This window comes from Marichromatium sp. AB32 (assembly GCF_003718675.1).
GTDB lineage: Bacteria > Pseudomonadota > Gammaproteobacteria > Chromatiales > Chromatiaceae > Marichromatium > Marichromatium gracile.
This window is the reverse complement of the sequence record NZ_RHFJ01000012.1, coordinates 1-24,443: the sequence shown is the minus strand read 5'-3', so window position 1 is coordinate 24,443 and position 24,443 is coordinate 1. Positions and strand designations below refer to the sequence as shown.

At 67.1% G+C, this 24,443-nt stretch carries 17 protein-coding genes; 1 reads left to right on the top strand and 16 read right to left on the bottom strand.

Features of this window, described 5'->3' with window-relative positions; genetic code table 11:
• Positions 1-222: 222 nt before the first annotated feature.
• The 6 genes from EBL85_RS05880 to EBL85_RS17055 form a co-directional block, all read right to left on the bottom strand.
• The gene (locus tag EBL85_RS05880; protein WP_123142400.1) at positions 223-1,389 is read right to left on the bottom strand and encodes a VWA domain-containing protein; all 1,167 of its coding nucleotides are present in this window, start codon (positions 1,387-1,389) and stop codon (positions 223-225) included.
• Complete coding sequence (locus EBL85_RS05875) at positions 1,386-3,665, bottom strand: DUF5682 family protein (protein WP_123142399.1); 2,280 nt, start codon at positions 3,663-3,665, stop codon at positions 1,386-1,388. Before EBL85_RS05875 ends, EBL85_RS05880 begins: the two co-directional genes overlap by 4 nt.
• The gene (locus tag EBL85_RS05870; RefSeq protein ID WP_123142398.1) at positions 3,662-4,759 is read right to left on the bottom strand and encodes an AAA family ATPase; all 1,098 of its coding nucleotides are present in this window, start codon (positions 4,757-4,759) and stop codon (positions 3,662-3,664) included. The genes EBL85_RS05875 and EBL85_RS05870 overlap by 4 nt, the downstream gene beginning before the upstream one ends.
• A complete protein-coding gene (locus EBL85_RS05865; RefSeq protein WP_123142397.1) occupies positions 4,756-6,324 on the bottom strand; it encodes a DUF5691 domain-containing protein in 1,569 nt (522 codons plus the stop codon). The genes EBL85_RS05870 and EBL85_RS05865 overlap by 4 nt, the downstream gene beginning before the upstream one ends.
• A complete protein-coding gene (locus tag EBL85_RS05860) occupies positions 6,321-7,649 on the bottom strand; it encodes a hypothetical protein (RefSeq protein ID WP_223806071.1) in 1,329 nt (442 codons plus the stop codon). The genes EBL85_RS05865 and EBL85_RS05860 overlap by 4 nt, the downstream gene beginning before the upstream one ends.
• A 426-nt stretch (positions 7,650-8,075) precedes the next feature.
• A complete protein-coding gene (locus EBL85_RS17055; protein ID WP_148040518.1) occupies positions 8,076-9,299 on the bottom strand; it encodes a hypothetical protein in 1,224 nt (407 codons plus the stop codon).
• 111 nt (positions 9,300-9,410) lie between these two features.
• Between EBL85_RS17055 and EBL85_RS17050 the strand changes: the two genes are divergently transcribed.
• Positions 9,411-9,617, top strand: a complete 207-nt coding sequence (locus tag EBL85_RS17050; RefSeq protein WP_148040517.1) for an IS1 family transposase — start codon at positions 9,411-9,413, stop codon at positions 9,615-9,617.
• 162 nt (positions 9,618-9,779) lie between these two features.
• Here the strand turns inward: EBL85_RS17050 and EBL85_RS05855 are convergent, their stop codons facing one another.
• From EBL85_RS05855 to EBL85_RS05805, 10 genes are all read right to left on the bottom strand, one after another.
• Positions 9,780-10,226 (bottom strand): protein tyrosine phosphatase family protein, encoded by a 447-nt coding sequence (locus EBL85_RS05855; RefSeq protein WP_123142395.1) that lies wholly within the window; start codon positions 10,224-10,226, stop codon positions 9,780-9,782.
• Between the two features lie 133 nt (positions 10,227-10,359).
• Positions 10,360-12,591 carry a tetratricopeptide repeat protein gene (locus tag EBL85_RS05850; protein WP_123142394.1) on the bottom strand — a complete coding sequence of 744 codons (2,232 nt, stop codon included), beginning with the start codon at positions 12,589-12,591 and terminating at the stop codon, positions 10,360-10,362.
• Positions 12,591-13,574 (bottom strand): HAD family phosphatase, encoded by a 984-nt coding sequence (locus tag EBL85_RS05845; protein ID WP_123142393.1) that lies wholly within the window; start codon positions 13,572-13,574, stop codon positions 12,591-12,593. Before EBL85_RS05845 ends, EBL85_RS05850 begins: the two co-directional genes overlap by 1 nt.
• Before the next feature lie 29 nt (positions 13,575-13,603).
• Positions 13,604-14,338 carry a hypothetical protein gene (locus EBL85_RS05840; RefSeq protein ID WP_123142392.1) on the bottom strand — a complete coding sequence of 245 codons (735 nt, stop codon included), beginning with the start codon at positions 14,336-14,338 and terminating at the stop codon, positions 13,604-13,606.
• 69 nt (positions 14,339-14,407) lie between these two features.
• Entirely contained in the window at positions 14,408-16,000 is a 1,593-nt protein-coding gene (locus EBL85_RS05835) for an arylsulfatase (RefSeq protein WP_190288045.1), read from the bottom strand.
• Between the two features lie 706 nt (positions 16,001-16,706).
• Complete coding sequence (locus EBL85_RS05830) at positions 16,707-17,783, bottom strand: DUF4340 domain-containing protein (protein WP_123142391.1); 1,077 nt, start codon at positions 17,781-17,783, stop codon at positions 16,707-16,709.
• Positions 17,780-20,674: a Gldg family protein gene (locus EBL85_RS05825; RefSeq protein WP_123142390.1), complete on the bottom strand. Its 2,895-nt coding sequence runs from the start codon at positions 20,672-20,674 to the stop codon at positions 17,780-17,782. The genes EBL85_RS05830 and EBL85_RS05825 overlap by 4 nt, the downstream gene beginning before the upstream one ends.
• Positions 20,667-21,605, bottom strand: coding sequence for an ABC transporter ATP-binding protein (locus EBL85_RS05820; protein ID WP_123142389.1), 939 nt, complete (start codon positions 21,603-21,605; stop codon positions 20,667-20,669). The genes EBL85_RS05825 and EBL85_RS05820 overlap by 8 nt, the downstream gene beginning before the upstream one ends.
• A gap of 258 nt (positions 21,606-21,863) precedes the next feature.
• Positions 21,864-23,039: a 2-methylaconitate cis-trans isomerase PrpF gene (gene prpF, locus EBL85_RS05815; RefSeq protein WP_123142388.1), complete on the bottom strand. Its 1,176-nt coding sequence runs from the start codon at positions 23,037-23,039 to the stop codon at positions 21,864-21,866.
• A gap of 701 nt (positions 23,040-23,740) precedes the next feature.
• On the bottom strand, positions 23,741-24,443 hold a 703-nt coding region (locus EBL85_RS05805), incomplete at its 5' end, for an IS3 family transposase (RefSeq protein ID WP_123142387.1).

Below are 24,443 nucleotides of genomic sequence, written 5' to 3'. Positions count from 1 at the left end.
GCCAACCGCCGACAACATCGGATGCCCTAACCCGCTTATTGTTAGAGCGAAAGCGAATTGATAATCGATGTATTTTCAAATGAAAACAGGCATCTAATGGAAACACACATCGCGTTGCCCGAACGATGGATGGTCAGCATGCCTGAACCCCAGGCTAAACGCCTCCAACTGAATTCCCGCAAGCACTCGCTCATCGTGCCCAACGTCTCGCACCCTCAACCCTCACCAACCTCTCAAACTCCCCCCCCGCGTAGCCACAATCCCCTCCCGCGCACCCCAAATATTAACATCCTCACCCCCAATCGCAGCAGCCATCAACGCCGGAAACTGATCCGGAGTGCAGGCGAAGGTCGGGATGCCCATGGCGGCGTATTGGCCGGCTATCTGGTGATCGTAGAAGGGCGCCCCCTCGTCGCTCAGGGCCAGCAGGGTGATGAATTCGACGCCGGACGCCTTGATGCTGGCGGCACGTTTGAGCATCTCGGTCTGATCGCCGCCTTCGTAGAGGTCGCTGATGAGGACGAAGACGGTGTCGCTTGGGCGTCGAATGAGGCCCTGACTGTAGGCGAGCGCCCGGTTGATGTCGGTCCCGCCGCCGAGCTGCACGCCGAAGAGCAGGTCGACGGGATCGTCCTGAAGGGCGTCGCTCATGTCGACGACGGCGGTGTCGAACACCACCAGTCGGGTGCTCAAGGCCGGCAATGAGGCCATGACGGCCGCGAAGATGCTGGAATAGACGACCGAGGTGGCCATTGAACCGCTCTGGTCAACACAGAGCACGACATCCCGCAGTGAAGAGCGCTTGCGCCCGAAGCCGATGCGGACCTCCGGGACGATGGTGCGTTGCGCCGGCTGGTAGTGCTTGAGATTGGCCTTGATGGTGCGGTGCCAGTCGATCTCCCTGAGCCTGGGCCGACGGTTGCGGACGGCGCGGTTGAGCGCGCCGGTCACGGCCTGACGCATGGGCTGCTCGAGTCGGCGCATCAGATCCTCGACCACGCGGCGGACGACCTGACGCGCGGTGTCCTTGGTACGGGCGGGGACGACGTGCTTGAGGGTGATGAGGGTCGCGATCAGATGGACATCGGCCTCGACCGCCTCCAGCACCTCGGGCTCCAGCAGGAGCTGCTCCAGCCCGAGTCGCTCGATGGCGTCCTTCTGCATGACCTGTACGATCGAGGATGGGAAATACTGACGGATGTCGCCGAGCCAACGGGCCACGTTGGGTGAGGAGCCCGCCAGGCTACCGCGTCGCCCCGCCTGACCGTAGACGGCGTCGAGGCACTGATCGATGCGGACATCCTCGCCTTGCAGGGCCAGCCCGATGCCGTCGGATGGCTCGCCGCCCAGGATCAGGCGCCAGCGCCGCTCGCGTGCGTCTTGACTCATTCGCCGTCCTCCAGACCGAGCAGCCGAGACAAGAGCGGCAGCGTCGCCTCCGCCCGCGCGCGGTCGAACTCGCCGGGATGGTCGTGTGTCGAACCGAACCCCACGGGTCCGCGTTTGACGCGCTCGCCCATCTGCCGCCGCTCGGCGGCCTCGAAGCTCGAAAAGGTCCGCCGCAGCAGCGGGATGACCTGCATGAAGGTCTCCTCGGGAAGCTGGCAGACCCATTGGTCGACGAGCTGCCAGAGGGCGTGGTCGTGGATCAGGAGCTGACCGCTGTCACGCAGAAAGCCGTCCAGCCAGGCGGCGGACTGGCCGGGCGCGTTCCCCCTCGACAAGGCCAGACCGAGCTGGCGGGCGGCGTCTTCCTCGTCCATCGCGCCGGTGTCGAGCAGCAGCCGGCAGCAGCGCCCGCGAATGATGCCCTGCAGGCTCTGGGTGTCGGCAAGCTGGCTCAGGGTGTGCTGCCACTGGGCTTGGAGGCGCGTGTCGTCGAGGAGTCGGAGCCCCTCGTGGACGCCCTGGATGTGCTCGAAGAGGGTCTCCGCCGCCTCCTCGTTGAGGCCGCTGCAGGCATTGGGGAGGCCGATGAAGATGCGCGCCAGGAGGCCGTCCAGGAGCGTGTCGACGCGCTCGAGCGCCGTCTTGCGGACATCCCCGTAGCGGGCCAGCCGGGCCAGCTCCGGGACGGCCTGCATCAGCACCAGCACGTCGGCGGCGAGCGCCGCTCGGGCCTGGAGCTGTTCGATGACGGGCTCGATGGCCTCGCCCAGCTCGGCGAGCAGCGCCTGCCGCGCCAAGGCCGCCAACTGGCCGATGTCCTCGCGCCGATGCGCCTCCTGAACGACCGCCGTCGTCGCCGCCTGCGCGATGCTGTTGCCCCAGCGTCCGGCCTCGATCAGCGCCACCTCGAAGTCCGGCTCCCACTTGAGTCGCCAGGACTCCTTGAAGGTGCCCTTGCCCGCTTCGCGTCCGCCGTTGCGGCCCCAGGGGACATCGAGGAACCGCAGCCGATGCAGGAGATGGCTGCGGGCCAGATCGTTCGGCTTGCGCAGATCGAGCACCAGTGACTGATCGCTCGCGCTCGGCTTGAGCCGCAGACGCCGCTGCTGGGCGCGCAGGTCCTCCTGCAGCGGCGTCGCGGGCGTCGACTCGGGCACCTGCCCCAGCCGCTCGCCGACGATGAGACGCGCCTGGATGAGTTGCATCGGCGCCGATTCACCGAAGAGCATGACGGTCTGGGTCGCGTCGTTGAGTTCGGCGAGCGAGGGCAGGGGACGAGCACGCATGGCCGCCAGCGTCTCGGCGAGACGCACGGACTCGATGACATGGGCGCTGGAGATGTCGAGCCCCTCGGCCCGGAACGCCTGGGCGACCTTGATCAGCCAGGGGGTGGCGACGTCGCCGGACCGGGACCAGAGGTGATCGTACCAGCCGGGCGACCCGATCCCGGCACCGTAACCGCTGTGGTAGCTCAGGCGCCCGTAGGTCCAGGGAACCCAGGTCGCGGTCGTCTTGACCTTGGGCAACCCCTTGAGGAGCCGGTTGTCCTCGCTCTGCTTGGGGCGCTGCTCCAGCGCCGGGACGTGCCAGGCGCCGCAGACGACGGCGATGCGCGCAAAGCCCTCCTTCTCGGTCGCGCGCAGGATCTTGCGCATGGCGGCCTCGCGATAGCGCTCCAGGATCGGCAGATCCTGCGCAAGCTCCCCCTCGACCTGCTCGCGCAGCGCGGTCATGACGGTGCGGATGCCGTCGAAGAGCGACTCGGTGTCGCGACGCTCCTCGACCATGTGCTCCCACCAGCGCTCGCTGTCCTCGTAACCGGCGGCCTGCGCGATCAGCGCGAGTGGATCGCCGCGCCAGGGCTCTGCTGGCTCGGCGCTCGGCTCGATCTCGTCATCCTCCGAGGGGTCCGCGTCCGATGCGGCACGCTCCGCAGCCTCCTCACGTTCTCGGCGCCGAAGCGCAATGCGGTTGGCGAGCGGCAGATCCATGAAGCGGATCGGGAGGTCGCGCCCCAGGGCGTACTGGATCGCCTGCCACTCGGGCGAGAAGCGGGCGAAGGGATAATAGGAGGCGTCGCTCGGGTCGTCCGGCGCATAGACGAGCATGGCGACCGGCGGGCGCATCTGGGCGTCACTGGCCAGCGCGACCAGCGCATCGCCTTCCGGCGGCCCCTCGATCAGGACGATGTCGGGCGCCAGACGCTCAAGGACGTCGAGCAGACTGCGCGCGGAGCCCGGACCATGGTGTCTGACCCCGAAGACATGGGTGCTCATAGCACCTCGCGACAGGCCCGATAGAGATCCTTCCAGTCCGAGCGTTCCTTGACGACGGTCTCCAGATACTCCTGCCAGACGACCTTGTCCTGCACCGGATCCTTGACGATCGCGCCGAGCAGCCCGGAGGCCACGTCGCCCGCGCGCATCTGGCCGTCGCCGAAGTGCGCGGCCAGGGCCATGCCGCTGTTGACGACCGAGATCGCCTCGGCCGTGCTCAGGGTGCCGGAGGGTGTCTTGAGCTTGGTCTTGCCATCGGCGGTCATGCCCTGACGCAGCTCGCGGAAGACGCTGACGATGCGCTGGATCTCCTGCAGCGCGGGCTTCTCGACCGGCAGCTCGAGCGCGCGCCCGAGCCGCTCGACGCGCTGCTCGACGATCTCGGTCTCTTCCTCCAGGGTCGCCGGCACCGGCAGCACCACGGTATTGAAGCGGCGCTTCAGGGCGCTCGACAGCTCGTTGACGCCCTTGTCGCGGTTGTTGGCGGTGGCGATGACGTTGAAGCCCTTGCGTGCCTGGACCTCGGTATTGAGTTCCGGCACGGGGAGCGTCTTCTCGGACAGGATGGTGATGAGGCTGTCCTGTACGTCCGCCGGGACGCGGGTCAGCTCCTCGACCCGGACCAGGGCGCCGTGCTCGAGGGCGTGCATGACCGGGCTCGGCACCAGCGCGGCCCGCGAGGGACCGTCCGCGATCAGCCGCGCATAGTTCCAGCCGTAGCGCAGCGCCTCCTCGCCGATCCCCGCCGTGCCCTGAACCACCAGGGTGGAATCGCCCGAGATCGCCGCGGCCAGGTGCTCGGAGACCCAGGACTTGGCGGTCCCCGGGAGCCCATAGAGCAAGAGGGCGCGATCGGTCGCCAGCGTGGAGATGGCGATCTCCATCAGCCGGGCCTGACCGATGTACTTGGGGCTGATCTCGACCCCATTGCTCAGCGTGCCGCCCATCAGGTAGGTGCGCACGGCCCAGGGCGAGAGCGCCCAGTTGGGCGGCCTGGGATGCTCGTCGACCGCCTTGAGCGCCTCGATCTCGTGGGCGAACTCCTGCTCGGCGTGCTGGCGCAGGATGGCTTCGTTGGGGCTTTGGGTGCTCAAGGCGTACCTCGTTGGTCTGATTCGATGCGTGCGGACTCGATGGCCTGGATCATATCGTTGCGAAACCTCAGGGTGTCGAGCATCTCGGTGGCGATCCTCTGCCACGGGGAGGACGCCTGAAGATGCGGCCCAAGGTCATGTTCCATGGCCTGATAGCCGCCCGGGTCGAGGTGCGCCGCAACCTGACGGAGGGTGGCGTAGCGGGCATAGTTGGCATCCGGCGTCTGCTCGCGGAACAGCTTGAGACAGGCCTGGCGCACGACCGACGAAAAGGACGGACTCCAACGGTGCCCGAGATGACCGAGCCGATCGAAGGCCCGCTTGAACGGCTCGTCCGTGCTCGGCATGGCGAGGGGCTGGGTCAGCGCGTCCTCCTGCTCCGAGGGGGGCAGGATCGCCCACAACGCGGCATCGGCGTCGACCGTCCCCGCGATCAGCGCACGCGCCCATGCGCCATTGCCGAAATGCCGGGTGGCGCGCCGCCAGCCCGCCAGCAGCGTGCCCTGCCACGCGTGCCCCTCGACCATGCGGAGGATCTCGGGGGCGGAAAGCTGCCAGCGTTCGACCCAATGGTCGGGATCGACCAGCCCCAGCAGCTGCTCGAGCCACCAGGCCTTGCGTCCCATCCCCTTGGGTGGTTTCTCGTGGATGCCGATTGTCGTCCAGGCGCTGTCCCAGTCCTCGGGCAGGGTGACGCTCAGCTCGCCCTTGCGGCCCTTGAGCTGCCCCATCAGCCCGGTCCTGGAGTCGAACCCGAGCCAGCCATCCAGCAGCTCCACCGCCCGTGTCCGCACCGTCGAGCCGGGGATTCGGGCCAGGAGTCCAGCCGCATCGCCGCGCACGTCCTTGCTGCGATCCGCGAGGGCGGACTCCAGGAAGGCCACATCCGCTGGTCCCGATGCGTCGCTCAAGACCCCCAGCAACTTGCGTCGCTCACGGGCACCTTCCTGTGACCAGACGGCGGCCAGCAACTCGACGGCCTGTGCGGGAGCCTCGCGGCGCGTCTGGACCAGATAGGCCAGTCGCTGCTCCGGTGTGCCGGTCTCCCATAGCGCCGCGTCGAGCCGCCCGAGATCCGCGACGCTCAGCAGCGGCGCCCACTCCGGGCTCTGTCCCGCCAGCCACAGGCCCTTTGCGCCGATGACGACGATGATCGCCCGCCGCAGGTCGGGACTGCGCGAGGCCAGTCCCAGGAGCGTCGGAATGCTGGACTCCGGGGCACGCAGCCCGTGCTCGGCGAGCAGCGCCAGCCATTCGGGGAACAGGGTCTTGAGCCGATCGTCCTGGAGCAGGAGACGCAGATGCCGGGCGCTGCCGAGGGCGGGGCGTGGGTCCGGCTCGGCCGGCGATGGCGCAGCCGATGCGAGCCGAGCCGGCAAGCGCCCGGCTTGGACGAAATTGCCCACGACCGCCGAGCAGCGCAGCAGCTGGACCGGGGCGTCCGTCTCTTGGGCTTGCAGGCCGGACAAGAGCGTTCCGAGTGCATCGGGCGCATCCCAGGTCCGGGTGCCGCGCTCGGTGCCGAGCAGCGCGGTGCGCGTGAGGTCGTTCCAGAGCTCGATCACGAAAGCTCCATGTGCAGTGCGTGAAAGCCCTGGAGACGCGATCCGTCCGCGATGGTCAGCGGGAAGAAGGCCTCTCCATCCCATTCGCCGAACAGTTGCACGGGCGCGCCGCCGCCCATGGCCAGCAGCTCCCAGCGCAAGGGGAAGTGGGGCGCGAGCGGGATCTGTCGGTGCTCCGCATCGATTAGCAGCCAGTGCTCGTCCACCTTGACCGGGGTCAGGTCGCGCAGCGCGGCCGGAATCCGCTCCAGCCAGGGGGTCGCGGCCAGACGCTCGGCATAGGTGCGGTAGAGTCCGTCGAGCCCGTCGCCTGCGGCGATCAAGGCGTTCGGCTGCGCCGGTTCGATCCCCTGCTGTGTCTTCAGGAGCGCGCGAACCGGCCAGGTCGCCGGATAAAAGGCCAGCTCACCCTCGATACCGACGCCCTCCGGCGGCATGATCGGCAGCACGGCGCCGGCAACCGCGAAATCCAGCAGTAGCGCCCAGCGTTGGGTGCGCTCGCCGCGCAGCCAGGTGCGCTGGATCTGGAGACGATCCGCGTCGCTGGTCCACTTGCCCATGACCCGCCAGATATCGGCGACGCCGGGCTGGGCCAGGACCGTCTCCTTGGCCAGGGGGATGCCAAGCAGCTCATCGAGATCCGCCCGGACCGGCTCCGGCAGCGTCTCGCGGCGCTGATAGGCGTCCAGAATCAACTGGAGACGCGACAAGGCCTGCAGGGCGGTGCCCTGCCACTGCTCGGAGCCATAGCGCGCCTCCTGGCAGCGGTGGAGCCAACGCGCCAGGCCCGGGATCTGCGCGTCGACCAGACGCGCCGCCATGTGGTTCCAGGACTGCTGCTCCATGGCGCGAGCCAGGCCCTGGCGCAGGGTATCGGCGAGCCAGCGCTGCAGCTCGTCGAGACCCGCCTGCATCTTCTCCTCGCGCTGATCGCGGCGCTTCGCCTGTGCGGCGGCACGGCGCTGCGCGGTGGCCGGGTCGACCGGCTCGGCCGTCTTGGTCTTGCCTCGCGCCTCACGCTCCGAGCGCGCCTCGCGCTTGTCCAGCCATTCGGCGACCCATTGGGGCGGGGCATCCGTGGCGAAGGCCGAGGCGGACGCGGCATGGGCCAGGGCGAGCCCCAGACTGTGCTTGCAGGGGAACTTGCGGCTCGGGCAGGAGCACTTGAAGGCCGGTCCGGCGGTGTCGATGCAGGTCTGATAAGGCGTGCTGCCGCTGCCCCTGATCTCGCCCCAGATCAGCCGATCCGTCTGGCCGAGGCGCTGCCACTTCGCGGCGCTCGCCAACTTGCGACCCGCGCCGATGGACGCGGTGTCGGGCGCCATGCCGCTGACCTGCTCAACCGTCCAGGGGGCCGCCATCGCCGCGCTAGCCCAGTACGTCAGTCAGAGCCTGGAGTCCCATTCCGGAGTCCATGAAGACGCGTGCGGCGAGGGTCTGGCTTCGAGGTGCGTTCATCGAGCGGGGGATCCTTGATCGTGAGGGCGCATCGGGCGCGCAAGCAGCGACGGGGCGACAGCCGTGGGCCGCAAGGCCCGCGATCCGTCGGCTTCGCGACCGGTCGCGTCCCGACTCTAGCAGCCAGAGTCGGGAGGGGGAAGAGCGACTTCAAGCTGATAAGTGGGTGTCCTCTTTACCTACGACACCTTTCCGGGGAGAAGGCTTTCACCTCCAAATCTCTTGCCGGCTTTTCCCGGCGCTCTGGGTGTCCCTTTCTCCAATTTGCCGACCTCGATCATCGTAACTCGCCTTTAATCAGAACGACTCTGCATATAAACACTAAAACCCAACTCTTGTTCAAGCGCGTTGGCAACAGCATCATATATATATTCTTTATAATCCAGTGATTGCGAAAACTCCCAATCACTTTTTATATTAATATGAACGCAGCCATCGTATGGGCCTGAAGCAATACCCTCGTTCAGCATATATTGAACTAGTGGATTTGTGATGTCATAAGTCACCGCATTGGCGAATCCACAATATCCACCTGAAATATCGTGACTTGCCTTGTACTCTTCAGCAGCAGCTTTACCGGCGACCCTAGCCTTTTTAATAGCTTGATCGATAATCTCTTGCACATTTTTGGGTGTGTCTGCGAGTATGATTGTTGTTATTAAATCTATATCTTGAAGCCCCTCAATAGTTTGTGAGGATAAGCTACCATTAACCTCTACCTGAGAAACTACATTTTCCAAAACGACGATAAATGAATTTTCAATTAGCTTCTTTGAAAACGGCGTTCCGTAATCGTTTGATTCAGCGAAGTAAAATCCCGTGATTAGATCCTGTATTAATTTTGCTTCTTCATTTGTCCAGACGATAACGCATAATCTGGAAAAATAGCCCTCATTTTCTTTGCCAACAAATAATGGCAATCCAGGTATGGCGTCATAACAACCATCTCCTCTCTTTCCCCATACATAGTCTCCATCTTTATTATTTACTTTCCATCGCCATTCACGTTCATGGCTCCAGTCGATCCATCTTTTACTGGAGAGGCTATAAGCAACATATCTATATTGCTCTTCTAAAGGCAAAATTGTTTCTTCAAATATTCTGCAATATGGCTCATTTTTAATATATTTAACATTAGAGTTGGATAATCCATATATTACAGGGCGACCTCCAGCTGAAAAAAATTCACTTTTTAAGAACGCTATACCGTACGCCGACACACAATCAGTTTTCCCTCTTTCTTTCGCATATGTGGCAAAAGAGTAAAGAGGCATTTCAGTAACACAGATCGCAGGTTTTCCGCCATATATGGTTGTTCGGCCAGATCTGAAAGAATATCCGGGGTATAAGCCACCAAGACGAATTATTGTTTTTAAGACAGAAAATGCATCTGCATCGGGCTCTAACTCGCCGCCAGAAAAATAATCAAACTCCTCTTCTATTTCTTCCGGGAAGTCCTGTTCTGGATTTCTATCCCGAACAAAGTGAATTAACCATGACGTGTGGTCGTGTCTCATCTTCTCTTCCTAAGAGTTATAATATGGCACTACATTTTGTACGAAAACCGGTAGTGCCCTAAACGATAGGGTTCGATAAAATCAGAATCTCTTTTTTTAAGGATGAAGAAGATGTATCTGACATGCCCGCAATGTCACTCCAATCATGTGACTAAAAATGGATTCAACCGGCTTCATAAGCAGTTGTACAAGTGTCAAGATTGCGGTCGCCAGTTCATGCTCCATCCTGCCAAGGGACCGGTTTCTCAGGAAAACCGCGAACTGATCGATCGATTGGTGCTGGAAAAATCTCCCTGCCCGGAATTGCCCGTGCGGTGAAGGTCTCCAAGGCTTGGCTGCAGAACTACGTGAACGAGAATTTCAAGAAGGTTCCTCTTCAGGTCGCGCTAAAAAGACATCACCCCCTACGGAGTGATCCTGGAGCTGGAGTGAGACGAGCTGTGGTCCTTTTGGGTATTCGTTTCAAGCACTTGAAGTGCGTCAGTCAACGCCTTCCATGCAGAGCGCCATAAACTCCCCCCAAACCCCATCCTCCACCCAAACCTCCCGCATCGGAAACCGCGCCACCTCCTCAGCCTCTCCCAACTCAATCCGCCGATACAGATAAACAAACGCACTCACCCGCATGTTCCGCGCGCAGTGCACCCAGACGCGTCGGCCCTCTCGCTGCAACGCGCGCAGCAAGACGGAGAAGGTCTGGTAGTTGGAGACCTGCGGCTGTTCCCAGTCGACGGGGATCTGGATGTAGCTCAGCCCGAGCGCGGTGATGCGTTCGGCCTCGCCGGGGAGGGCGTTGTGGGCGGTGGGTGGGGCGAGGTTGATGACGGTGTCGACGCCCAGCCGGGGCAGGGCGGCGATGTCGGCCTCGGAGAGCTGGCTTGAGGTCCAGAGCCAGTCGAAGACCTGGTGGGTGTTCTCGGCGTCCACGGCGCTTCGGTCCTTGCACGCCCAGGTTGCTGACCGACGCGGTCCGGCGATCTTCGCGGGCCCTGGAGGTGGCTTCCACCCGAGTCTATACCACCCTTTTGGTGCAGTGGAAGCCCTGTGTGTACGGCTCGGCTCAGGGCGGCCCGAGCCGCTGCAGCTTGGTCGCATAGTCGAGCGCCAGTTGCTGCTCGCCGTGACGGCGGGCGAGGTCGACGATGGCGACCAGCAGGTCGCGATCCTTCGGGTGACGACGCTGGGCGGCGCGCAGGGTGGCGAGCGCGGTCTCTGGCTCGCCGGCGCGGGCCTGGGCGAGCCCGAGGACATAGGCATGGCGTGCGTTGTCGGGGGCGAGGCGGGCGGCGTGGCCGAGTGCCTCGACCGCGGCGGGCCAGCGCTGTTGGCGGATCAGCGCGAGGCCGAGCGCGTGGTGCAGGGTGGCGGCCTCGGGGCGTTGGGCGAGCCCCTGGCGGAGGGTGCGCTCGGCCTCTGCGTCCCGACCGAGTGCGCGCTGGAGGTCGGCCAAGTTGACATAACCTGGGACGAACCCGGGATCGAGCCGGAGCGCGGTGCGATAGGCGCGTTCGGCGGCCTCGGGGCGGCGGGCGTCGAGTTCGAGCAGGCCGATGTTGAGGTGTGACTCGGGTCGCTCGGCGGTGGCCAGTTGGGTGGCGCGATAGTCGTCGAGCGCCTGTTCCAGCCGTTGTGCCTCGGCGGCGTCGCGGGGCGTGGCGGCGAGCGGCGCGACGCGGCGCGCGGCGATCATGCGCACCGCGCGCACCGGGTCGTCGAGCCGGGGCAGCGCCAGGGCGCGCAGGGTCGCGGTATCGGCGCCGGCGAGTGCGTCCAGCGCTGCTGCGCGCACCAGGGGGGCGGGGTCGTCGAGCAGGCGGCGCAGGGTCAGCTCGCGCCGTGGATCGGGTGCGCCGCGCAGCAGGTCGAGCGCGCTGGCCCGGGCGATCGCCGGTTGGTCGCGGTCGGCGGCGATCCGGAGCAGGCGCGGCTCGGCTGCGCGCGGGTCGTGGCGACCGGCGTGGAGGACCTCGCCGAAGTGGGACGCTCGCTCGGGCCGCGTGCCGTACCAGCGCGTTAGCGCCGCCTCGGCCCAGGCCGGATCGCGGTCCTGATGACACTGGTTGCAGGCGTTGGGGGTGCCGAGGGTGCGGCTGAGGTCGGGGCGGGGGATGCGCAGGCTGTGGTCGGCGCGTTCGTCGATCACCATGTAGCGGCGCTGCGGCATGTGACAGGCGACGCAGGCCGCGCCGCTGGAGCCTGCGGGGTGATGATGGTGCGCCGGGGCGTCGTAGCGCGTCGCCGTGTGGCAGCGGGCGCAGACCGCATTGCCCGGCGCGCGTGGCTGGAGGTCGTGCGGGTCGTGACAGTCGCTGCAGGTCACGCCGTGCCGGTACATGCGGCTCTGGATGAAGGAGCCGTGGACGAAGACCTCGTCGAGGATCTGCCCGTCGGGGTGGTAGCGCCCGGGTTCGAGCAGGGCGAGACGGTGGGTCTGGCCGAGCGGCTGGCCGGGCGTCGGGTCCTCGTGGATCAGCCCGCGCCGGGCGTGACAGCGGGCGCAGGTGTCGAGTTCGTGCTGCGCGGTGCGCGCCACCGTGCGTCTGGGCAGGCCGTGCTCGGGGTCGATCACCCAGTGCCCGCCGTCGCGGTCGCGGAGGTCGACGTGTAGCCCCTTGGTCGCGCTCCACTGGCCGGGCCCGGCGGCGACCGCGCGGGCCTCGGCGACGTGTGTCGCGCCCGCGCCGTGACAGGCCTCGCAGGCGACGTCGATCTCCGACCAGGTGGTGTGGTAGTGGTCCTCGGCGAGGTCGTAGCCCTTGCGCAGGCCGGTCGAGTGACACTCGGCGCACTGGTGGTTCCAGGTCTGGTCGCGGCTGGTCCAGTGCAGCGGGTGCTCGGGGGTGAGCGGGGTGTCGGGGTAGAGATGGAACCAGCGCTGGCCGCCGTCCTCTGGCGCGCGCGCGTCCCAGGCGATGCCGAGGGGCTGGAGACGACCGCCGGGGAAGGCGATGAGGTATTGCTGCAGCGGCCACCAGCCGAAGGTGTAGTCGATGCGATAGGTGTGGATCGCGCCGTCCGGCCCCTCGGTGTCGACGTAGAAGCCGCCATCGCGACGGAAGAAGCGGCTGGTGACGCCGTGCGCCTCGATGCGGGCGTCGGCGAAGTCGCCGAGCACCGTCTGCTCGCTCGCCTCGGTCATCGCCAGATCGTGGTGCGAGCCGCGCCAGCGCGCGGTCTCGGCGGGGTGGCACTCGGCGCAGACGGCGACGCCGACATGCCCGGGCGAGTGCGCCGGGCTCGCCGTCGGCGCGAGCAGCACGACGAACAGCGCGAGCGCGCGCGTCGGCGACATCAGCGCGGCGTGCTCGGCGCCGCCGGGAACACCCGCAGCCAGTCCTCACGCATCGACACCAGTCGCCAGCCCTTGCCCTCGGCGTCGTCGAGCGCCTGGTCGAGCCGACCGATGGCGCTGTCGCGGTCATAGGCGTATTCGCGTTCGGGGTCGTCGTGGTGGATCAGCAGGCCGAGCCGGGGACCGTCGCCGCTGGTGGTCCAGTCGAGCATCTGGTAGTCGCCGTCGGAGTTGCCGACGGCGAGGATCGGGCGGCGACCGATGTGACGGGCGATGCCGACCGGCTTGCCGGCCTTGTCGTCGACGAAGCCGATCTCGGGTCGGCGCATCAACCGGGGCTGGCCGTCGTCGCCGATCTCGTAGACCAGCTCGATCTGCGAGCCGATCACCTGCTCGGGCGGGATGCCGTAGACCGCTTCGGTCCAGGGGCGCATGAAGTCGATGCCGCCGCCGGAGACGATGAAGGTCTTGAAGCCTTCGGCGCGCAGATAGGCGAGCAGCTCCAGCATCGGTTGGTAGACGAGGTCGGTGTAGCGCCGGTCGAAGCGCGGGTGGTGCGCCTCGGCGATCCAGGCGCTCACCAGTGCGGCGAAATCGGCGCTGGACAGCCCGGTGTGGGTGGCGGCGATCAGCTCGAGGATGGCGTGGTGCCCTGCCTCGGCGAGTGCGTCGAGATCGTCCGCGAGGACCGCGTCGAAGGGCGGCTGGGTCGACCACTGCGGGTGTGACGGGGCGAGTGCCCGCACCCGGTCGGCGGCGAACACCAGCTGGGTGTAGACCGGTTGCTCGACCCACAGGGTGCCGTCGTTGTCGAAGACCGCGATGCGCGCCTCGGCGGGGACGAAATCCGCTCCCGGGGTGGTGACGGCATCGACGAACCCGATTATCGAGGTCTTGAGCGCGCCCGTTCGCCACGAGGGCAGCGGGTCGGCGAGCGCGAGCGTGGGCAGGAGCAGGCAGACGAGCAGTAGGCGCGGACGCATGGTGGGGATCCTTCCTGTGTGGTGTCGGGTCAGAAGTGCCAGCTCGCGGCGAGCATCGGACCGCTGAAGCGGATGTGGTCGAGCCGCTCGTCGTCGTCGAACGACCAGGCGAGATGGCGATAGAGCAGCGAGACGGCGAGCGCCTCGCGGCGATAGCTGATCCCGCCGAGCGCCTGCCAGGCGAGGTCCGACTGGCCGGCGCCGAGATCGACCCGCCAGGGCAGTGACCAGCGCTGATCGAGCACGATCCGTCCGCGCAACCCGCCGATCAGGTCCCAGGCGCCCTGCGAGGCGCGGCGCTCGCGGGTTCCGGGAATCGTGTTCGAGAAGTCGATCTCCAGATCGAGCCGCCGCACCCCGGCGAGCAGGTCGAGCTGAAGGCGCTCGCGCTCGACCAGCCGGTATGCGCCGCTCAGGTCGAGGATCCAGCCCTTGGTGCCGAGTTTGGCATCGACCCGAGGGCCGTCGCCGATCGGCAGGGTCGCGCCACCCTCGGCGCTGACGTTGAGATAGACGACGTCGCCGATCAGTGTCCAGGAGCCGCGTCTGGCCTCCAGAGCGCCCATGAAGGCGAGATCGAGGTTGCGGATCAGGGTGTCGAAACCGACGTCGAGATCGGCGCCGCGGGCGGTCTCGCCCTCGATGCCGGCGCCCCAGAGATAGAGGCTGGCGCGGTAGTGGGTCTCCTCGGCGGTGCTGGAGGCGCTGGCGAGGACGCAGCCGGCCAGCAGGGCGGTGGTGATCCGGGGACGACTTGGGGACATCCGTGGCTCCTCGGGTCGAGAGGGATCGGCGCGCGGGGACGCCTCGGTCCCCGCGCGCCGGTGCGACGCCTAGTGTGCGCCCGGGGTCAGCATGGTCTCCATCACCTTGTCGAGACTGAAGCTCGCCGCCTCCTGGCGTGGCGGGAACTCCTGGAAGGTCTCCAGGAAGTTCGCCACATAGGCCTGTGCCGGCACCAGCAGGAAGGCGCGGTCGAGCTGCCAGTCGTGATAGGTGTTGGAGGTGATGGTCGCGCGCTCGTACGGATCACGCCGCAGGTTCTCGATCAGCGGCACCCGCAGCGGCACGAAGGGCTCCATCCACACCCGCAGCGTGCCCGGGCTCTTCTGCTCCATGAAGAGGATCTTCCAGTCGTCGTAGCGCAGCGCGGTCAGGTCGCCGTCGTCGGAGAAGTAGAAGATCTCGTGGCGCGGCGTGTCCGCGGTCTCGCCGGTGAGCAGCGGCAGGATGTCGTAGCCGTCGAGATGGACCCGGTAGTCGCGCCCGATCGCCTGATAGCCCTCGAGCAGCTGCTCCTTGATGCCGGGCTCGCCGGCGATCGCGAGCAGCGTCGGCAGCCAGTCCATGTGATGGACGATGGCGTTGCTCCAGGTTCCGGGCTCGATCCGGCCCGGCCAGCGCACCATCGCCGGCACCCGCCAGCCGCCCTCCCAGTTGGTGTTCTTCTCGCCGCGGAAGGGGGTCGCCGCCGCGTCCGGCCAGGTGTTGTAGTGCGGGCCGTTGTCGGTGGAGTAGAACACCAGGGTGTTGTCGGCGATGCCCAGTTCGTCGAGCTTGTCGAGCAGCTGGCCGACGTGCATGTCGTGCTCGACCATGCCGTCGGCGTACTCGTCCTGCCCGGAGATCCCGCGCAGCTCGTCCTTGACGTGGGTGCGAAAGTGCATGCGGGTGCCGTTCCACCACACGAACCAGGGCTTGCCCGCCTTGGTCTGCTCCTCGATGAAGCCGAGCGCGCGGGCGACGGTCTCGTCGTCGATGGTCTCCATCCGCGCCTTGGTCAGCGGGCCGGTGTCCTCGATCTTCTGGGTGCCGTCGGGCAGGGCCCAGGCGTGGATCACGCCGCGTGGCCCGAAGCGCTCGCGAAAGGCCGGGTCCTTGGGATAGTCGAGGTTCTCCGGCTCCTCCTCGGCGTTGAGGTGGTAGAGATTGCCGAGGAACTCGTCGAAGCCGTGGTTGGTCGGCAGGTGCTCGTCGCGGTCGCCGAGGTGGTTCTTGCCGAACTGGCCGGTGGCGTAACCCTGCGCCTTGAGCAGCCCGGCGATGGTCGGGTCGGCCTCGTGCATGCCTTCCTCGGCCCCCGGCAGCCCGACCTTCGAGAGCCCGGTGCGGAACACGCTCTGGCCGGTGATGAACGACGAGCGCCCGGCGGTGCAGGACTGCTCGCCGTAGTAGTCGGTGAAGGTCAGGCCCTCGTCGGCGATGCGGTCGATGTTGGGCGTCTGGTAGCCGACCAGTCCGTGGGTGTAGGCGCTGATGTTCGACTGACCGATGTCGTCGCCCCAGATCACCAGGATGTTGGGCGGCTCGGCGGCGCCCGCGGTCGAGACCGCGAGCAGCGCCGTCAGCCCCAGCCCCAGGGCGCCGCGCCGATGGCGTCCCCTCGGATGCGTGCGATACGACCTCGGATGTTGCGATCGAGCCATCTGCAATCTCCTCTGGTTGGTCTTGCGTTGCGCGCGCGTGCGCCGGACGAGGGACGAACGCCCGCCCGGGATCCGTCACGCGACCCCGGGGCAGTGCCCGATGTCGCGTCATCAGTCGAGTGAGCGAGTCGGACGTCGAACCCGCTCGGGGAGGTGTTGCCATCGCCGGGGCTTGGGGCGTCGCCCTTCGGGGTCGGTCGGCGGAATGGCGGTCGAGGTCGGTTGCTGTTGGATTTTACACTTTGGGTGTAAAAGACTCGTTCGCAAGTCGCTCGTTCGGGGCGAGCGACCCGAAGGGTTTGCCGGTGTGACGAGCGGGGGCGGTGGATGGTGCCCCGGTGCTTGTGGGCCTGACTCGGGCAGGGAAAAAGAGCGATCGGCCAGCTCGCTGGTTGGCCGAGGCGCGGCGCGCCGCAGGATGGATGGCGCTCTCGCGTGAGTCGATGGGGTGAGTGACCGACCGGCCCGATGCCGATGATCGGCGTCTGCGCCCGGTCATTCATCCCATCCTACGTCTCGTCCAGCTTCCAGCGATCAGCTTCCAGCCTCCAGTCGGGGAGGCTGGTGTGCATGATCGGCGATTGACGGGAAGACGGTATCTTGGCGGTTTAATCTCTCCGGCTGGCGGCTGGCCCCCCGTCCACCAACGCTGCCGAGTCGGCGATCGAACGCTGGATGGACGGGGAGCCCGAGACCGCCGACCGAATCAGTCCGGCTGCGCGGGAGAGGAAGCGGGCTCGGTCGAGATCGTCTCGGCGGGCGTCTCTGGCGGCGCGCTGTCCGGCGCTGCCGGGCTCTCGGGCTCCGTCGCCGGTGCTGGCGCTTCCGGCGCGACCGTCAGGTCATCGGCCTCCAGGTCGAGCAGCTCGCCGAGGTCGTAGCGGGAGAGCCGGAAGACATGGGGCAGGTGGTCGCTCTGTAGCGCATAGTCGCCGTCGTCGAGTGCGCCGATGCGGTAGTGACGCGTGCCCGTCTCCAGGCTGAGGTCGAGTTCGAGCACCGGCTGGTCGAGCCCGTGCGCGGACTCGGCCCCGGCATCGAGCAGGGTGCGGTAGCCGAGGTTGGCGACGCTGCGCACCAGGGTGTCGATGGCGTGCTGGTCAGCGCTGCGGCCCTCGGTCGCGCCCTCCAGTTGCCAGCCCTCGCCGTCGCGCGCGACCCGCCAGCCGTCACCGGCGATGGCGGTGATCTGCTCCGGCTCGACGCGCAGCAGCCCGGTGTCGATCCAATCCTCGGCGCGGTTGGAGAGATCGGCGAGGGCGAGCGGCAGGTCGAGCACCGCCGTCTCCCCGGCGGGGCGGGCGAACAGCCGACGGTAGCCGGGCGAGTCGCCGGCATAGAGTGTGGCGAGCGGCTCGCCAGCCTGATCGGCGAGCACCAGCCGCCGCTCGAAGGCGTCGTCGGCGACGCGGAAACGCGCCAGGGCCGCGTCGCTGGTGGCGATCGGCGGGGTGCGGCGTAGTGCGCCCAGGGTGTCGAGCAGGCGCGCGACCTGACCCTCGCGCACCGGCACGCCGCCGAGGCTGGCGAGGGTCCAGCCGTCCTCGCCGCGTTCGAGCACCAGCGGCTCGCTGTCGTCGGGGCCTGCGATGGTCACCCGCGCGACCGTCTCGGGGTCGAGGTCGAAGAGCGCGGCGCCGCTCGGGGCGGGGGTGCCGACCCCGGCGCCGCCGAGCCCGAGGATCAGGGCGAGGAGCAGTTGCAGCGCTAGGAACGCGCCCAGCGCGAGCACCACGGGCGCGCGCAGATCGGCGCGCCAACGCATGTCGATGGCCGTTGTCATCGTGCTTCACCTCCGCTGGCGAGGATGGCCGCCGCGGCGCGGGCGCGCCGCCGCCGGGCCATCCGATGCAGCCAATAGACCAGTGCCAACCCGGCGAGGGCGGCGAGATAGTTGATGGCCTCCCAGAACACCCGTGCCTGCTGGTCGAGCGGCGCCAGGGTGCGGCTGAACTGACCGCGACCGCGCAGCGCGAGCAGCCCCCGGTCCTCCAGCGACCACTCGACCGCGTTCTGGATCAGCTCGACCGGCTTGAGGTAGTGGGTCTGGGTGGCGTCGGTGGCGAGCCCGATGGCGGTGTCGGTGAGGAAGCTCGACGAGCCGATCAGGATCAGCCGCGCCGAGGCCGGCGAGCTGTCGACCACGCCCGAGATCACCGGCGCGGCGTCCTCGGTCTCGGCCTCGTCGGCCGCCGCGTCGTCGTCGCTGCCTTCGAGCAGCGGCGAGGGCCGACCGGCGAAGGGCGAGTCGAAGCGACCCTCGAGGGCGACGGCGAGGAGCTTGCGGCCCCGGTCATCGCCGCGGGCGAAGCCGAGCGCGCCGTGGGCGTCGAAGTCCGGCTGCATCTCCTCCGAGTCGCTGCTCCAGGCCCGATCCGAACTCTCCAGCAGTCGCGTCACCCGCCGCCCGGTAGCGGCCTCGGCATCGAGGGTGATCGGCGAGGTCCAGTTCATGGTGATCCAGCCGAGGTTGGCGGTGATGCCGGAGTCGGCATCGAGCCCGTCGTCGCGCACGTCGGGGAAGTAGGGATAGTCGAGGGTCTGGATCTCCTCGACCAGGAAGCCGCCGATGTCGCGTTGCACCGGGATCGGGAAGGGGGTGTTGCGCGGGTCGAGCACCAGGCTCGGCTCCAGGGTGATGCCGTGGTGGGCGAGCCAGTCCTCCAGCCCGGTGTCGATGCGCCGGGCGCCGATCGAGCCGCCGCCGAGATCGACGTCGAAGCGCGAGGCGGCGAGGATCACCGTGCCGCCCTGCATCAGGAACTGGTCAATGGCGAAACGCTGGCGCTCATCGAGCGACTCGGGGGCGATCACCAGCAGCAGGTCGGTGGTCTCGGGGACCTGGCCGCTACCGAGGTCGGTGTCGACCAGGTTGAAGCCCTCGCGCAACCGCTCGCGCAGCAGGCTGTAGCCGGGGCCGCCGGCACCGGGCATGCCGAAGCGGTTGGGGCCTTGCTGCGGGGTGTAGAGCGCCAGGGTGCGCAGCATCCCCGGGGCGAAGCGCTTGACCGCGGCGGTGATGGTGCGGTCGAGCCCGGCGCGGTCGAGCGACTCGGGCAGCGGCACCGGGATCACCTGCTCGCCGGCGCGCACGATCATGTAGAAGTAGAAGGGCGTCGGGTCGAGCAGGCTGACCACCAGCGGCTCGAAGCCGTACTCGCTGGCGATACGCTCGGCCAGGGCGCCGTCGCCGGCGTCCGGGTCGCTGATGCGGTAGTCGAAGCGCCCGTCGGCGCGCGCGGCGAACTCGGCGAGCACCGATTCCAGATCATCGCGCAGCGCCGGCAGCGGTTCGGGCAGGCGCTCTGGGGCGGAGACGAAGGCCTCGAGCGTCACCGGCGTGGTCAGCCCGGCGAACACGTCGGCGCCGCCGCGATAGCCGTAGAGCACCTTCTTGATGGTGCGGGCGATGTCGTACTCGGGGTTGCGCAGCCGCACCTCCAGGTCGGACTCGCCGCGTACCTTCACCTCGATCAGGTCCTGGAAGCCGAGCGTCTGGTACTGATCGCCGTACTGCACCAGCAGGTCGAAGTAGGAGTTGACCACCGAGGTCTGGTAGCGATCGGCGCTCTGGAAGGCGACCGGGTGGATGCCGTAACGCTCGCCGGCCTCGCGTTCGAGATCGGGGTGGTCCTTGGGATCGACGAACTCGACCCGCACCCGATCGCCGCCGGCGATCTCGATCTCGCGCAGCAGGTCGCGCAGCTGCGGCACCAGCGGGGCGAGCAGCGGATGGGTCTCGGCGCTGAAGTAGCCGCGGATCAGCAACGGCTCCTGGAGCTGGGCGAGATAGTTGCGGGTGGGCTCGGAGATCGAGTAGATCCGCCCCTCGGTGAGGTCGACGCGGGCGTTGCCGATGGCGTTGAGCCACAGGTTGGCGGCCACCAGGTTGGCCACCACCAGCATAGTGACCAGCCGCCAGCGCCGGTGATGACGCGGGTTGGCCTCGTCCTCGGCCCAGCGCAGCCGCTCCAGGCTGTGGACGGTGAGGGCGAGGAAGACGCCGACGATGCTCAGGTAATAGGCGAGGTCGCGCAGGTCGATCACCCCGCGGGTGATGGAGTCGAAGCGCGCCCCGGTGCCGAGCAGGCGCAGCAGCTCGCCGCCGCCGTGGCCGAACAACCCGGTCAGGGTCTCGGCGCCGATCAGATAGAAGAGGGCGCAGATCAGGGTCGCGCCGATCAGCGCGACGATCGGGTTGTCGGTGCGCGCCGAGACGAACAGCCCGATCGCCAGATAAGCCGCCGCCAGCAGCAGGGTGGCGAGATAGGCGCCGAACACCGGGCCCCAGTCGAGCGGGCCGAGCTGCGCGACGGTGAGCGGCAGCGGCAGGGTCAGCGCCAGGGCCACGGCGACCAGCGCGAGCGCGGCGAGGAATTTGCCGAGCACCAGCCGGTAGAGCGGCACCGGCAGGGTGAGCAGGGTTTCGAGGGTGCCGGCGCGGCGCTCCTCGCTCCACAGCCGCATGGTCAGCGCGGCGCTGAGGAAGATCAGCAGGATCGGCATCCACTCGAACAGCGGTCGCACGTCGGCGATGTTGCGGGCGAAGAAGGCATCGACCCAGAAGAAGACGAACAGACAGACGGCGAGGAAGCCGCCGATGAAGAGATAGGCCACCGGCGAGCCGAAGAAGGCCGCCAGCTCGCGGCGGGCCACGCGCAGGGTCTCAGCCATGATGCACCTCCACGGGCCGCTGGGTGACGGCGCCGAACAGCGCCTCGAGATCGTGACGCTCGGGGGCGAGCGCGTGGAGCGGCCAGTCGCGTGCGGTGATGGCGGCGGCGACGCTCGGCGCGGTGGCGTCGGGATCGGCAGTGGTAAGGGCGTAGCGATGGCGTCCGTCGGCGCCGCCGAGGTGCTCGACCGCCTCGACCCCGGCCAGCTCGACGAGCGCCGGACGCGCCTCGTCGGGGCCCCGGTCGAGGGTGACCATCAGACGGGGCGCGCCGCCGATGCCGGCCAGCGGCCGGTCGAGCGCGAGCCGGCCACCGTGCATGATCAGCACCCGATGACAGACCGCCTCGACCTCCTGGAGGATGTGGGTCGAGAGGATCACCGTCGCCTCGCGGGCGAGTTCGCGCACCAGATCGCGCATGTGCTGGATCTGCGCCGGATCGAGCCCGTTGGTGGGCTCGTCGAGGATGAGGATGCCCGGCTCGTGGAGGATCGCCTGGGCGACGCCGAGACGCTGGCGATAGCCGCGCGAGAGGGTGGCGATGCTCGCCTCCGCCTTGGCGCCGAGCGCGGTGCGCTCGATCGCGCGGCGAATCATCCGCGGGCGCTCGGCGGTGGCGATGCCGCGCAGCGCGGCCTGGTAGTCGAGCGCCTCGATCACCGTCAGCTCGGGCGGCAGCGGGCAGTTCTCGGGGAGATAGCCGATGCGCCGCTGGATCGCGCGCCGCTGCTCGGCGATGTCGAGCCCGTCGACGCGGATCTGTCCCGCGCTCGGTTCGAGGAAGCCGGTCAGCATCTTCATGATGGTGGTCTTGCCCGCGCCGTTGTGGCCGAGCAGCCCGACGATCTCGCCACGGTCGATGGAGAACGACACCTCCCTGACCGCTTGCAGCTCGCCGTAATTGCGACTGAGCTCGCGAACCTCGATCATGGTCAAACCTCGGTGATGGAGTTGCGAAGATGGGTGCCGCGCGCTGGCGGCAGGGCATGGATTTCACCGCAATCGACCCGGTATCCGCAAGGGTTCTCGCATGATCGTGGACGCAACGGAACCAATCGGGCGCGAAACCATCGAAAGCAGTTCGGTCCGTCGCTGGCGCCGGTGGGCGACGCCTGGCAGATCGATCGAATCCGGCCCCGCCGTCGACGGCGAACCGAGCCGCTGCAGCCGCCGACTGGCCCTGGCCCCTCACCAGGGCACCAGCACCCGGCCCTCCATCAACCGCCGCGCGCTGCGCCGCATGATCGCGCGGCGCGCCGTCCAGCCCGCGTCCGCGGGCACCACCTCGGCGCCGACCTCCAGCACCCCGGCGGGGTGACCGATGCGCACATGGCGCACGCCGTGCTCGCCGGCCCAGGGGGTGAGGGCGTTGACCAGGGTGCCGGGGAGGGCGGCGGCGACCGCCAGCGCCACCGCGCCGGTGCCGGTGAAGGCGTGGTGCAGCCGCCCCATCGAGAGGATGCGGGCGAGCAGGTCGCAGCGCGTGGCCGGAACGCTGGCGCCGGTCGAGTCGCGATAATCGGCGGCGGGCGCGACCCAGGCGAGCTTGGGGGTGGCGGGGCGTGCGCGGCTCACCGCCTCGGGTGTCTCGCCCAACCCCATGCGTACCGCGCAGTGGGCGCGGATGCGTTCGAGCCGGTCGAGCAGCGCGGGGTCGCCGTCGATCGTCGCGCGCTGCTCGCGCCCGTCGAGCCCGAGATCGGCCGCGCGCACGAACACCGTGGGGTTTCCGGCGTTGATCAGGCTGACCGCGAGGACGCCGACCCCGGGGACCTCGATCTGCTCGCACGCCTGACCGGTAGGCAGCAGCGGCGCCTCGGCCGAGCCACCGGGGTCGAGGAAGCTCAGCTCCACCGCCGCGCCCGGCCAGGGCACGCCGTCGAGCCGGAAATCGCCGTCGACCACGGGCTCGCCGTCGCGCACCGGCACCCGGGCGATGATCCGCTTGCCGATATTGGCCTGCCAGATACGCACCTCGGTCATCCCTTCCTGGGCGCGGACCAGCCCCTCCTCGATCGCAAAAGGGCCGACGGCGGCGGTGAGGTTGCCGCAGTTGCCGCTGTAGTCGATCACCGGGTCGGTGATCGAGACATGGCCGAAACGGTAGTCGACATCGCAGTCCGGGCGCTCGGAAGGGGCGATCAGCACGACCTTGCTGGTGCTCGAGGTGGCGCCGCCGAGCCCGTCGATCTGCTGGCCGTAGGGATCGGGGCTGCCGAGTGCGCGCAGCAGCAAAGCGTCGCGCTCGGCAGGATCGGCGGGCAGGTCGGCGGCGTGGAAGAACACCCCCTTGCTGGTACCGCCGCGCATCCACACGGCGGGAACGCCCCGCTGGGCGCGACGGGGGCGGGTGGGATCGGACATGGGCGGAACTCCTTGGCTGGACGATCGCCCGATTGTCCACGCGGCGTCCGCGAGCCGCCAGCCTTCAGCTCCCAGACCCCAGCTCCGTAGCCGCATAGCGGCAACTCAACACCTGTGTCTCAGGGCTGACGTCGATGCTTGAAAGACCTGCGCGAGTATTGGATTACCTGTTACATCTCCTAAGATGTCAGGATTCCCGAGATCGTATACAATCTCATTGAATTATGTTCGGCTAGTATTGTGCTAGGCATGCATGCTGTCAGTAGGCTGTCTGGCCTCAGTCCATTTAAATGTTAGGCGGCGCGTGGAAATCCATGCAAAAAAGCAAAAAAGAAATTAGGTGAAGAATTGTACCCGTTAAGCGTTGAGACTCCTTCGCTGAAGTCATTATTCATAGAAATGTACTTTGGCGACCAGAAGTTGAGTACTGGTACGGCTGTTTTGGTAGCAAAGGACAGGAGCTCACACTGTGCTCTCGTGACAAATAGACATAATGTAACTGGTCGACACCAACAAACCGGAGAATGCCTTAGTGCAACGCTAGGTGTGCCCGATCATATAGTTATTCATTTTCATAAATCTGGCTCGGGTATTGGCGCTTGGAAAAAAATTAGGCTTCCGCTTTACAGAGATGATGGAAGCCCATTTTGGATTGAGCATCCGTCTCTTGGAGCTGATGCAGATATAGTGGCTTTGAACTGTCAACTCCCCCTTTTTAGGTCCATCCCATAAATAGACACTGCGGCATGTCCGCGGCGGTTAAGAAACTCGATTGGTGAAAGATCGCCGAGCGACTCGTGCGGTCGGCGCAGGTTGTATTCGTCGAGCCAGTCGTCTACCTGTTGGCGAACCTCCTCGAGGGTGTTGAAGAGCCAGGCATCGAGGACCTCGCGGCGGAAGCTGCCGTTGAAGCGCTCGATGAAGCCGTTCTGGGTCGGTTTCCCGGGGCTGATGAAGTCGAGGGCGATGCCACGTTCGGTGGCCCAACGTTGGAAGGCGGTGCTGGTGAACTCCGGCCCGTTGTCGAGACGCAGACGCTCGGGGCGCCCCCGGACGCTGATGACCTGTTCGAGTACGCGGATGACGCGCGCCGAGGTCAGCGAGACGTCGACCTCGATACGCAGCGCCTCACGGTTGAAGTCATCGATGAGGTTGAAGGTGCGATAGCTCATGCCGCTGCTCAGCGCATCGCTCATGAAGTCGGCCGACCATTGCAGGTTGGGACGGATCGGTTGCACCAGCGGTTGCGGCGGGCGGAGCGCCCGGAGCCGCTTGCGCCGACGCCGCAGATTGAGCTTGAGCGCGCAATACACCCGCCAGACCCGCTTGTGGTTCCAGGGATGTCCGGCGCGGCGCAGCCGCACATAGAGTTTGCGGAACCCGGCGGATGGATAGCGCTCGGCC

What these genes read in the sequence shown, in the direction of transcription:
- EBL85_RS05880 (WP_123142400.1), bottom strand. Translation starts at nt 1,389, where the DNA reads ATGAGTCAAGACGCACGCGAGCGGCGCTGGCGCCTGATCCTGGGCGGC.
- EBL85_RS05875 (WP_123142399.1), bottom strand. Translation starts at nt 3,665, where the DNA reads ATGAGCACCCATGTCTTCGGGGTCAGACACCATGGTCCGGGCTCCGCG.
- EBL85_RS05860 (WP_223806071.1), bottom strand. Translation starts at nt 7,649, where the DNA reads ATGGCGCCCGACACCGCGTCCATCGGCGCGGGTCGCAAGTTGGCGAGC.
- EBL85_RS17055 (WP_148040518.1), bottom strand. Translation starts at nt 9,299, where the DNA reads ATGAGACACGACCACACGTCATGGTTAATTCACTTTGTTCGGGATAGA.
- EBL85_RS17050 (WP_148040517.1), top strand. Translation starts at nt 9,411, where the DNA reads ATGTATCTGACATGCCCGCAATGTCACTCCAATCATGTGACTAAAAAT.
- EBL85_RS05850 (WP_123142394.1), bottom strand. Translation starts at nt 12,591, where the DNA reads ATGTCGCCGACGCGCGCGCTCGCGCTGTTCGTCGTGCTGCTCGCGCCG.
- EBL85_RS05845 (WP_123142393.1), bottom strand. Translation starts at nt 13,574, where the DNA reads ATGCGTCCGCGCCTACTGCTCGTCTGCCTGCTCCTGCCCACGCTCGCG.
- EBL85_RS05840 (WP_123142392.1), bottom strand. Translation starts at nt 14,338, where the DNA reads ATGTCCCCAAGTCGTCCCCGGATCACCACCGCCCTGCTGGCCGGCTGC.
- EBL85_RS05835 (WP_190288045.1), bottom strand. Translation starts at nt 16,000, where the DNA reads ATGGCTCGATCGCAACATCCGAGGTCGTATCGCACGCATCCGAGGGGA.
- EBL85_RS05830 (WP_123142391.1), bottom strand. Translation starts at nt 17,783, where the DNA reads ATGACAACGGCCATCGACATGCGTTGGCGCGCCGATCTGCGCGCGCCC.
- EBL85_RS05825 (WP_123142390.1), bottom strand. Translation starts at nt 20,674, where the DNA reads ATGGCTGAGACCCTGCGCGTGGCCCGCCGCGAGCTGGCGGCCTTCTTC.
- EBL85_RS05820 (WP_123142389.1), bottom strand. Translation starts at nt 21,605, where the DNA reads ATGATCGAGGTTCGCGAGCTCAGTCGCAATTACGGCGAGCTGCAAGCG.
- prpF (WP_123142388.1), bottom strand. Translation starts at nt 23,039, where the DNA reads ATGTCCGATCCCACCCGCCCCCGTCGCGCCCAGCGGGGCGTTCCCGCC.